Source organism: Bradyrhizobium oropedii, assembly GCF_020889685.1.
Lineage (GTDB): Bacteria > Pseudomonadota > Alphaproteobacteria > Rhizobiales > Xanthobacteraceae > Bradyrhizobium > Bradyrhizobium oropedii.
In genome coordinates, this window is record NZ_JACMYO010000261.1 from 1 (window position 1) to 9,393 (window position 9,393).

At 63.4% G+C, this 9,393-nt stretch carries 12 protein-coding genes and 1 pseudogene; 6 read left to right on the plus strand and 7 right to left on the minus strand.

The window, feature by feature from the left end; genetic code table 11:
• The 4 genes from H8A95_RS39265 to H8A95_RS39280 form a co-directional block, all read left to right on the plus strand.
• Positions 1–1,094, plus strand: a 1,094-nt coding sequence (locus H8A95_RS39265; RefSeq protein ID WP_229187925.1) for a hypothetical protein, incomplete at its 5' end; no start/stop codon positions are given.
• A gap of 198 nt (positions 1,095–1,292) precedes the next feature.
• On the plus strand, positions 1,293–1,727 hold the full coding sequence (locus H8A95_RS39270) for a DUF5413 family protein (RefSeq protein ID WP_229187926.1): 435 nt from the start codon (positions 1,293–1,295) through the stop codon (positions 1,725–1,727).
• A gap of 148 nt (positions 1,728–1,875) precedes the next feature.
• Positions 1,876–3,498, plus strand: coding sequence for an inorganic phosphate transporter (locus H8A95_RS39275; protein ID WP_229187927.1), 1,623 nt, complete (start codon positions 1,876–1,878; stop codon positions 3,496–3,498).
• Between the two features lie 55 nt (positions 3,499–3,553).
• Positions 3,554–3,922, plus strand: a complete 369-nt coding sequence (locus H8A95_RS39280) for a Crp/Fnr family transcriptional regulator (RefSeq protein WP_229187928.1) — start codon at positions 3,554–3,556, stop codon at positions 3,920–3,922.
• Between the two features lie 133 nt (positions 3,923–4,055).
• Here the strand turns inward: H8A95_RS39280 and H8A95_RS39285 are convergent, their stop codons facing one another.
• On the minus strand, positions 4,056–4,301 hold the full coding sequence (locus tag H8A95_RS39285; protein ID WP_229187929.1) for a GCG_CRPN prefix-to-repeats domain-containing protein: 246 nt from the start codon (positions 4,299–4,301) through the stop codon (positions 4,056–4,058).
• Between the two features lie 59 nt (positions 4,302–4,360).
• Positions 4,361–4,603: a hypothetical protein gene (locus H8A95_RS39290; protein ID WP_229187930.1), complete on the minus strand. Its 243-nt coding sequence runs from the start codon at positions 4,601–4,603 to the stop codon at positions 4,361–4,363.
• Between the two features lie 248 nt (positions 4,604–4,851).
• Between H8A95_RS39290 and H8A95_RS39295 the strand changes: the two genes are divergently transcribed.
• Positions 4,852–5,814 (plus strand): AraC family transcriptional regulator, encoded by a 963-nt coding sequence (locus tag H8A95_RS39295; protein WP_229187931.1) that lies wholly within the window; start codon positions 4,852–4,854, stop codon positions 5,812–5,814.
• Positions 5,815–5,890: 76 nt separating this feature from the next.
• Positions 5,891–6,426, plus strand: a pseudogene (locus H8A95_RS39300) (DUF4112 domain-containing protein).
• A 61-nt stretch (positions 6,427–6,487) separates the two neighbouring features.
• Here H8A95_RS39300 and H8A95_RS39305 read toward each other — a convergent pair.
• The 5 genes from H8A95_RS39305 to msrA all read right to left on the minus strand — a co-directional run bounded on the left by H8A95_RS39305 (position 6,488) and on the right by msrA (position 9,083).
• Entirely contained in the window at positions 6,488–6,778 is a 291-nt protein-coding gene (locus tag H8A95_RS39305) for a hypothetical protein (RefSeq protein ID WP_092117298.1), read from the minus strand.
• A gap of 222 nt (positions 6,779–7,000) precedes the next feature.
• Positions 7,001–7,165 (minus strand): DUF3309 family protein, encoded by a 165-nt coding sequence (locus H8A95_RS39310; protein ID WP_163153619.1) that lies wholly within the window; start codon positions 7,163–7,165, stop codon positions 7,001–7,003.
• Between the two features lie 137 nt (positions 7,166–7,302).
• Positions 7,303–7,680, minus strand: coding sequence for a hypothetical protein (locus H8A95_RS39315; RefSeq protein ID WP_229187932.1), 378 nt, complete (start codon positions 7,678–7,680; stop codon positions 7,303–7,305).
• A gap of 163 nt (positions 7,681–7,843) precedes the next feature.
• Positions 7,844–8,257, minus strand: coding sequence for a peptide-methionine (R)-S-oxide reductase MsrB (gene msrB, locus H8A95_RS39320; protein WP_229187933.1), 414 nt, complete (start codon positions 8,255–8,257; stop codon positions 7,844–7,846).
• 109 nt (positions 8,258–8,366) lie between these two features.
• Positions 8,367–9,083, minus strand: a complete 717-nt coding sequence (msrA, locus tag H8A95_RS39325) for a peptide-methionine (S)-S-oxide reductase MsrA (RefSeq protein ID WP_229187934.1) — start codon at positions 9,081–9,083, stop codon at positions 8,367–8,369.
• Positions 9,084–9,393: the final 310 nt, after the last annotated feature.

The window sequence follows — 9,393 nt, forward strand, 5'->3', positions numbered from 1 at the left end:
GTCCGGAAGGCGTACCGCCGCCGGTGCCGCCGGCAGCGCCGGGCGTGCGAGGCTTCCGCGACATCACCGCCGATGCCGACGATCTCGGACGTGCGGCGGCGCAAGCCAGCCGCAACGCGCGCAAGACCTACGCCAACGTGCCGTCGCCCTCGCCGGAATTCGACCGGCTCGAGCCGAGCCTGGAGAACCGCGGCGGCGATCCTGAAGCTCCCTACTCCTACGACGAGTCGATCGAGGAGGCGGAGCGCTACTCCCCGCAGCCGCCCCAGGCCCCGCCGCCGCAACGGTCGCGGGTCAGCAACGCCGAGCGCGCGCCGAAGCAGCCGCGCGTCGGGTCGATGTTCCCGTTCAAGACGGCGATCGTGATCGGCATCCTGCTGATCCTGGTCGGCACTGGAATCCTGTTCCGACAGCAGGCCACGACCCTTGTCAGCAGCCTGTTCAAATCCTCCGCGCCCGTCGAGGCGCCAAAGGATGCCGCGGCGACGCCTTCGAGCAAGAAGATCACCGACCGCGTCGGTCAGCCCTCGTCGTCGGGCGAGCCGGTCGCCCCGGTGGCGCAGCGCGTCGTGCTCTATGACGAGGACCCGTCGGATCCGAAGGGCAAGCAGTATGTCGGTTCGGTGGTCTGGCGCACCGAGCAGGTCAAGGGCTCGGGCAACCAGAAGCCCGACATCGCTGTGCGCGCCGACATCGACATCCCCGATCGCAAGTTCAAGATGACGATGTCGTTCCGCCGCAACACCGACACGTCGCTGCCGGCGAGCCACACCGCGGAATTGACCTTCATCCTGCCGCAGGACTTCGCCAATGGCGGCGTCGGCAACGTGCCGGGCATCCTGATGAAGTCCAACGAGCAGGCGCGCGGCACGCCGCTGGCAGGCCTCGCGGTCAAGGTCACCGACGGCTTCTTCCTGGTCGGCCTCTCCAACGTCGATGCCGACCGCTCGCGCAATCTGCAGCTCCTGAAGGAGCGTTCGTGGTTCGACGTGCCGCTGGTCTATACCAACCAGCGCCGGGCCATCATCGCGATCGAAAAGGGCGCCCCCGGCGAGCGGGCCTTCAACGACGCCTTCGCGGCGTGGGGCGAGTAGCGAGCCTCGCTCTCATCTCCTGCACGATGTCATCGCCCGGCTCCGTCCGGGCGATTCCGTATCGCAGCGACGTCAGCGGCATCAGGTTGTTGCAGCGCATTCGACGCACGCCCCGGAACATTGCCGGGCGCTGTCGATTTTCCCTAGAACCGTTGCGTGACTGCGTTACACTTGGCCGACGTCGGGCAAGGGCACGCCATGAAACGCTATCTGATCTTCGCAGCCATCGGGCCGTTCATCGGCGGCTTCCTGCTGTTGCTCATGACCACCTATCAGTCCGGCTACTGGACCGAGACCAATGGCGGCGAGGTGACGAAACTGTTCGTCGTGTTCGCCAAGTCGCTGCAATACAATTATCTGTTCGGCATCGTGCCGTCGCTGATGTTCGGTGCGATCGACGACATCCTGATGCATGTGCGGCGGATCTCGCCGCTGGTGCGGATGCTGCTGGTCGGCGCGGTGGCGTTCGTCGGCGCAGCGCTGACCTACGCCTCGCACGGCTCCGAAAGCGGCGCGGTGCAGTTCATCCTGTACGGGCTGGTCGGCTTCATCCCGGGCGTCATCACGTCCTGGCTCGCCCACAAATATGCGGAAGAGCTGCATGTGCCGGCGGAGCCGGCGTCTCAGCACTAGGGTCGTTACCCTAATCCTATCAATGTATTAGGCGCCGGCCGCAAGTCGGGTGAGCGTCCTTCATACGATTGTCACATGGGCGTCATGTAAACGTAGTCCCAATGTCACATGGCCGCTTTTGTCCTCCCACGGCCATGAGGGCGATCTCATGAGCGATGTGGCGTTACCTGGTTCGATCGAGCCTGCGCGGCGTGGCGGGCCCGATCTCGAGAAGGGCTTTCATCCCCTCACCGGCATCATCTATCTGGGCATCATCGGCGCCGCGCTGCTGTTCGTGGCCTACAGCATTTATGCGGACGTCGGTGCGACGGGCGCCGGCAAGACTTCTTATGCGGCGTTCCTGCTGCTGTTTGTTGCGCTGTTGATCTCGCTCGGCTTCGAATTCGTCAACGGCTTTCACGACACCGCGAACGCCGTCGCAACCGTGATCTACACGCGTTCGATGCCGGCCCACATCGCCGTTGTCTGGTCTGGCCTGTTCAATCTGATCGGCGTCCTTCTCTCCAGCGGCGCCGTTGCGTTCGGCATCGTCTCGCTGTTGCCGGTCGAGTTGATCCTCCAGGTCGGCAGCAGCGCCGGTTTCGCAATGGTGTTTGCGTTGCTGATCGCCGCCATCATCTGGAACGTGGGGACCTGGTATTTCGGACTGCCTGCCTCAAGCTCGCACACCCTGATCGGATCGATCATGGGCGTCGGCATTGCGAACGCCTTGATGCACGGAAGGGAAGGGACATCAGGCGTGGATTGGTCGCAGGCCGTCAATACCGGCAAGGCGCTGCTGCTGTCGCCGCTGTTCGGATTCATGCTGGCTGCGATCCTGCTCTACGGGCTGAAGAGCGCGTTGTTGCGCGCAACGCCGGCGCTGTTCGGCGAGCCGAAGGGCGATCAGCCGCCGCCGTGGTGGATTCGCGGCATCCTGATCCTGACTTGTACCCTGGTCAGCTTCTTTCACGGATCGAACGACGGTCAAAAAGGCATGGGTCTCATCATGCTCATCCTGATCGGCGTGGTCCCGACCGCCTACGCACTGAACCGCGCGATGCCTGCGAGCCAGATCGAGGCGTTCACCGCGAATTCGGTTGCGGCGAGCAAGGTCGTCGAGGACAAGGGCGCCGATCGCAAGATCACGGGAAACCCACGTCCGACGGTGACCAACTATATCGCGCTTCGGCAACTCACCGACGATACCTATCCCTCACTCGCCGTTCTCGTTCGCGAAATCAGCGACCAGGTCACCCAATACGGTTCGCTGGCAAAATTCCCGGCCGAGACCGTCGGCAACACGCGCAACGACATGTATCTGGTGTCGGAGGCGTTGCGCCTGCTGATGAAGAGCAACGACAGCGGGCTGAACGATGCCGATGTTGCGGTGCTTAATCGCTACAAGGGCTCGCTGGATGCCGCCACCAAGTTCATTCCCTCATGGGTGAAGATTGCGGTCGCCATCGCGCTCGGCCTCGGCACGATGGTCGGCTGGAAGCGGATTGTCGTGACGGTGGGTGAGAAGATCGGCAAGACCCATCTGACCTACGCGCAGGGTGCCTGCGCCGAGATCACGGCGGCTGCGACTATCGCTGCGGCCGACGGATACGGCTTGCCGGTCTCGACGACGCATGTGTTGTCGTCCGGTATCGCAGGCACCATGACCGCGAACGGGTCCGGCCTGCAATGGTCGACAATCCGTAACATCGCCATGGCATGGGTCCTGACCTTGCCGGTGGCGATGCTGATCTCGGGTACGCTCTACTTTGTTTTCGCACATTTATTTTAGCCGGAGCGCAGACAGCCGGGACGTCTGCGTCCGGGTTCGGGGAAAGGAATTCATAGTGGCAGATGCAAGCTTCAACCTTCTGACGGGCAACGATATCGAAACGCGCCTGGTGCGGGCCGGTGGCGTCATTTTTCGCGAGGGCGAGCAAGCCAACGAGCTGTTCGTGATCAAGAGCGGCTATGTGCGCATTCAGGTCGGCAACAAGACCATGGCGGACCTGGCGCCTGACACGATCTTTGGCGAAATGGCGTTGATCGACAACGAGCCCAGGAGTGCGACCGCCACAGCGCTCACCGATGTCGAACTCGTCCCGGTCTCGGAAAAGCAGTTTCTCTTCCTCGTCAGCCAGACGCCGCATTTTGCCCTGAAGGTGATGAGGACGCTGGCCCAGCGGCTCAGAACCATGAACAAGGGCGTCTATTGAGCGAGGCGAAGCTCTTCACGAGGGCCGGCGCCCCTTTGTTCGAAGACGCTCTAATTTCGTCTTCACATGGAAAAAGCGGCGGACGTTTCGGTCCGCCGCCTGGGTGATGCAAGAGGCCTGCGTGATCAAATCGTCAGGTGCCGTTGGCGCGGCAGCGGCCGCCGGGGCCTAGATACCAGCCACGCGGACAGGCGTGCATCCATGGCTGCGCGTAGTTGCGGCGGCAGCCGCCATAGGGCCCGCGATGCCAGCCACCACCGCAGCCGCCGGCGACCGTGATGACATCGGGATTCTGGGTGGGTGTCGCCGGCGCGAGCGGCATGGCACCGGCGCTGCCGAGCGTGGCGAGAAGGAAGGCGGCCGCAATCAATCTGGTCATGAGTATTGTCCTCTGCTGATGTCAAAAATCATTCGTCAGGTTGTTCGCTCGAAAATGCTCTAGCCGCCGCCGGCAAACGCGATGCCGGCACGCACTTCGCCCATCGCCTGATCGATCAGGCCGAGCGCACGCTCGCGGTGGCCGCCCTTGTTCGGCGTCGCCTTGGTGAGCTCGGCACGCGCCGATTGCAGCATTGCAAGGGTCTCGTCCATGTGCGGCTGGGCGCCGATTGCGTAGCCGATCCCCATGCTGGTGGTGATCGCCACGCCGAGCAGCAGCTTGCGGATCGCGGAGGTCTTCATCTCATGGTCTCCTCTGGTTGGCCCGCTTGTGTGCGGCGGCTCACTTTGAGCGGTCTGTCCTGGCTGCGAGCCCGGTGCCATCGGTAAGCCCCCCGCGGCATGTGCGTCTTGGACTGGGAAGCGCCGGAGAATTCCGCACTTGGACTGTCCGGCGCTGTGGCACAGACCGACGACGAGATGGTAGATTTCATCCGCCGTTCATCTGGCGGTTGCCAGATTGCGGCGCACACCTTGGTCCCGTCCTTCCGATGTCCGTCATCAAGAAAAGGCTGTCGACCGACATGCTGCCGCCGGGCCTCGGCGAGCGGCAGCGCTACATGTTCTTCGCCGAGCTGTTCGAGCATTTCTCCAACACCGGCGAGCTCGACCCGTCACCATCGGTGCCGTTTCGCGCGACGATGAACTCGATCCATATCGGCACCACCCTGCTCGGCCGCTGCAATGGCAGCTTCACCACCGTGCGACGCGAGCGGCGCCAGGTGCTTGCGACCAATGATGACCGCTATTGCCTGGCGCGCAACACCGGTGATCGTGCTTCGATGGTGACCCATCGCGGCCGCGAATTTCAGATGCGGCCGGGCGCGATGGTGCTGCTCAAGCTCGACGAGCCGTTCTTCACCGCCGACGGTGCCCATCACAAGCGCTTCACCAATGTCCACCTGCCGATGGCGACCTTGCGATCCATGGTTGCCGGGGTCGATGACCTGGTCGGCCACGAGCTTGCGCCGGGCGGCGCGCTGTCGCTGGCGATGGACTACAGCGACCTGCTGCTGCAATCGCCCGATGCCGTTGACGAGGCCGGCTTCGCCATTGCCGCGCATCTACTGGATCTCGCAGCGCTCGGCCTCGGTGCCCGCGGCGATCTTGCAGTTGCCGCCCAACGCCGTGGCCTTCGTGCGGTCAGGCTGAAGTCGCTGCTGATGATCCTGGAGAAGCGCTTCACCGAGCCGGATTTTTCCGCGCACAGGCTCGCCGCCGCGACCGGCCTGTCGGAGCGCTATGTCAACGAGCTGCTGTTTGAGGCGGGCGCGAGCTTCACCATGCGGCTGACCGAGTTGCGGCTGACCAAGGCTGCCGAACTGCTGGTCCATGACGCCGAGCGGCGGATCAGCGACATTGCCTTCGATTGCGGCTTCAACGATCTGTCCTACTTCAACCGATGTTTCCGCCGCCGTTTCGGCTTGACGCCGTCGGCAGCGCGCGGCACGTGATGTGGCTTGAACGGCCTTGAAGGTGACACAGTGGTAATGTGACGCAACTTGAACCACCTGCCTGCGTTACCATGTGATGGCCATGACCGAGGACGACATCTTCACCCCCCACGCTACGCGATCGCGGCCGCCCTTCGGCGGAGCGCAGGCGCGCGGCAAGGTCATCGATCAGGACGGGCGCGAAGTCGGCGATGGTTCGCTGCATCCGCAGTTCGAGGGCTTCCAGTTCGACTTGCGCAACTCGCGCGCCAATCCGTTCGGCAATCTGACGCGTGAGGAGCGGCTTCAGCGGCTGGAGATGATTGCGAAGCTGCTCGACGTCGCCTTCGTCGTGCCGGGCACCAATGTCCGCTATGGCATCGACGGCCTGATCGGCCTGATCCCGGTGATCGGCGATATCATCACGACAGCGATCTCGCTGTGGCTGGTGCGCGAGGCCCGTCTGCTGGGCGCGCCTGGCACATCACCGCGCGGATGCTGGCCAATGTCGCCGTCGACGGCGTGGTCGGCATGGTGCCGGTGGCAGGCGATGCCTTCGACGTCATGTTCCGCGCCAATATCCGCAATGTGCGGATGCTGCGGCGCTGGCTCGACAAACAGCCCAGACTCTAATCCCCAAAACAAAAGCCCCCGGATCGGTCCGAGGGCTTTTCGTTAGCGATGAGTAGAAGGTCTATGCAGCGTCGGCGTCGGTCTGGGCCGGCTCGGGGCGCGGACGGCGCGGCAGCGGGAAGCCTTCGCTCTCATACAGCGAACGGATGCCGTTCTGGTCGAAACGGGCTTCCTCGACCTGGAGATATGCGCCGTTCAGCGAGTCCGCCGGGAGCTCTTCCATCGCAAAGCGCACGGCTTCGGCGGCGGTGCCGAAACGGCGATAGGCGAAGCCGGCCCGCTTCTTCTTGCGGATCGCGGCGGGGAACAGTTCAGCGGACGTGTTATAGTTGAACGGACGCAGGGGACGCATGGTCGACGACCTCTTGTGTTCTTGGCATAGAGCGGCGAAAGGGATTTTGGGGGACGGCGGCCTATAATCGGCGGCGCGCCGTACATGTCATTTCGATCCCTAATATAGGCCTCTTTGACAAAAATGCGACCCCAGAAGCGGCCCGGGCAGAGCACATGCTGAATCCGCGCATGGCACCGCGCGCGGTCAAATAAGTCTATTTATTTCAATAGCTTATGACCGTCAAATCTTGTCGAGCCAGGCCAGGATCGCGACCACGATCAAAATCACCCCGAAAAGGCCCATTCCGGAGTGGCCGAGCCCATAGCCATAGCCGCGGATCCGGCCGCTATAGCCGCCCAGCAGGATAACCAGCAGAACGATGATGAGGATCAGTCCAAGCGACATGGCGCCCTCCTCAGAACAGGCGGCAGCCGCACGGCGAGACGCCTACGGCCCCGCAGGTTCCAAGCAAAGCACATTCCGGAGCGCGAGTCGTTAAGGCTGCACGCCGATCACGAGGATGTTGTTGGCCGTCGGGGCGGCTACTTCCTGCTTTCGTCGATCGGGAGCACCTTCAGCGGGGTCGGGTAGGGCTCGACCCGCAGCGAGTCGCTGGCGATCAGGCCGATCTTGTGCAGCGGCGCCTGTTCGAGATCGCCTGAGGCGGATTTGTGCACCGCGTACTGCCAGACGCTCATCGAGCTCTTGGCGACCAGCATCTTGGCGATGCCGCCGGCGTTCTGGCCTTCGACCTGCGCAAGGTCGGCATCGGTCAGGCCGATGACGATTTCGTCCTTGGAGGTAATGACCTTGAACAGCGAGATCTTGTCGGCGGCGGACGCAGGCCCGCTGACCGCGCTTGCCATGATGACGCCGGCAAGACCGAGACCGAACAAGAGCTTTCCAGAAATCGGTGACATCAAAATTTCCTTATGTTGAAGCGCGCGGAAGCACGGCCGCGCCAAAACAAAACCCCGCGCGACCGGTTCTTGGTCGCGCGGGGCGGAGCAAACGTTCGACGGGTCGGGCCGATTATTCAGTTCGGCCGGTCACAGGCGGGTCGAGCCCCGCGTCTGACGGTCGCTACTTCTTCTCGTCGAGCTTCAGCGCAGCCGAGTTGATGCAGTAGCGCAGGCCGCTCGGGCCGGGGCCGTCGTTGAAGACGTGGCCGAGATGGCCGTCGCATTTCGAGCACAGCACCTCGGTGCGGATCATGCCGTGGCTCATGTCACGCTCCTCGTCGACATGGCTCTCGACCGCGGGCTTGGAGAAGCTCGGCCAGCCGCAGCCGGAATCGAACTTCTGGTCGGACTCGAACAGCGTCTGCCCGCAGCCGGCGCAGACATAGGTGCCCTTGCGGGGATCATGCTCGTATTCGCCGGTGAAGGGACGCTCGGTCGCCTTTTCCCGCAGCACCGCGTACTGCATCGGCGTCAATTCCTTGCGCCACTCGGTCTCGCTCTTGCGGACCTTGCCGTCGGTTTTGGTATCGGACATGGAAACTCCCTTGTTGTCGTCATTGCGAGCGAAGCGAAGCAATCCAGTGTGAGGGACGCACATGGATTGCTTCGTCGCTTCGCTCCTCGCAATGATGGTGACTGTTCCGTCAGTTGGTGACCTTGCTGCTGCTCACCAGCGTCGGCTTCTCGATGTAGTTCTCCACGAAGATCTTCTTCAGGTTCTCGACCTTCGGGATGTCGTTATACGCAATATAGGGTTGGTTCGGGTGCAGCGTCAGATAGTCCTGGTGGTAGCCCTCCGCCGGGTAGAACGCCTCCAGCGCGCCGACCTTGGTGACGATCGGCTTGTTGTAGACCTTGGCCGCGTTGAGCTGGGCGATATAGGCGTCCGCCACCTTCTTCTGCTCGTCGGTGGTGGTGAAGATCGCCGAGCGATATTGCGTGCCGGAGTCGGGGCCCTGGCGGTTCAGCTGGGTCGGGTCGTGCACGACGGAGAAGAAGATCTGCAGGATCTTGCCATAGGAGATCTTCTGCGGATCGTACTTGATCTCGACCGACTCCGCGTGGCCGGTGGTGCCGGTCGACACCTTCTCGTAGTCGGCGTTCGCCTTGCTGCCGCCGGAGTAGCCCGACACCGCGCTGACGATGCCGGCCGTGTGCTGGAACACGCCCTGCACACCCCAGAAGCAGCCGCCGGCGAGCACTGCGGTCTTGATGCCGGTCTCCGGTGCGCTCGCGGCAGGCGGCGGGATGATCACGGCGTCCTCGGCAGCAAGCGAGGGCGCAACGGCAAAAGCGGCGACGGCCAGCGCGCCGACCGCGGCGGCGCAGAGCGAGACGCGGCTGAGGGAGCTTTTGGGCATGGGTTCCTCGTGAGATCGCAATTGGGGGCCAGTCTAGAGCGGGAGCCGGCATTGGCAAATCGGGCCGGACCGCTCCGACGCTCCAAAATACGGGTGAGGGGACGTTTTGTTACGGCGCCGGCCACACGGTTTCGTGAGGGAAATAGTGGTGGTTCAAGGGTGTACGTGGCGTCCGCCCCGTCATCCTGAGGAGCGGCGAAGCCGCGTCTCGAAGGATGCACGGCCCGGCTGGTGGCCGTGCATCCTTCGAGGCTCGCTCCGCTCGCACCTCCAGCGACAAAGGCGAAGCCTTTGCGCGGGGATGACGGGT

Coding starts and splice junctions, on each gene's coding strand:
- H8A95_RS39285 (WP_229187929.1), bottom strand. CDS start 4,301: ATGACCAGATTGATTGCGGCCGCCTTCCTTCTCGCCACGCTCGGCAGC.
- H8A95_RS39310 (WP_163153619.1), bottom strand. CDS start 7,165: ATGTCGCTTGGACTGATCCTCATCATCGTTCTGCTGGTTATCCTGCTG.
- H8A95_RS39270 (WP_229187926.1), top strand. CDS start 1,293: ATGAAACGCTATCTGATCTTCGCAGCCATCGGGCCGTTCATCGGCGGC.
- msrB (WP_229187933.1), bottom strand. CDS start 8,257: ATGTCCGATACCAAAACCGACGGCAAGGTCCGCAAGAGCGAGACCGAG.
- H8A95_RS39290 (WP_229187930.1), bottom strand. CDS start 4,603: ATGAAGACCTCCGCGATCCGCAAGCTGCTGCTCGGCGTGGCGATCACC.
- msrA (WP_229187934.1), bottom strand. CDS start 9,083: ATGCCCAAAAGCTCCCTCAGCCGCGTCTCGCTCTGCGCCGCCGCGGTC.
- H8A95_RS39295 (WP_229187931.1), top strand. CDS start 4,852: ATGTCCGTCATCAAGAAAAGGCTGTCGACCGACATGCTGCCGCCGGGC.
- H8A95_RS39315 (WP_229187932.1), bottom strand. CDS start 7,680: ATGTCACCGATTTCTGGAAAGCTCTTGTTCGGTCTCGGTCTTGCCGGC.
- H8A95_RS39305 (WP_092117298.1), bottom strand. CDS start 6,778: ATGCGTCCCCTGCGTCCGTTCAACTATAACACGTCCGCTGAACTGTTC.
- H8A95_RS39275 (WP_229187927.1), top strand. CDS start 1,876: ATGAGCGATGTGGCGTTACCTGGTTCGATCGAGCCTGCGCGGCGTGGC.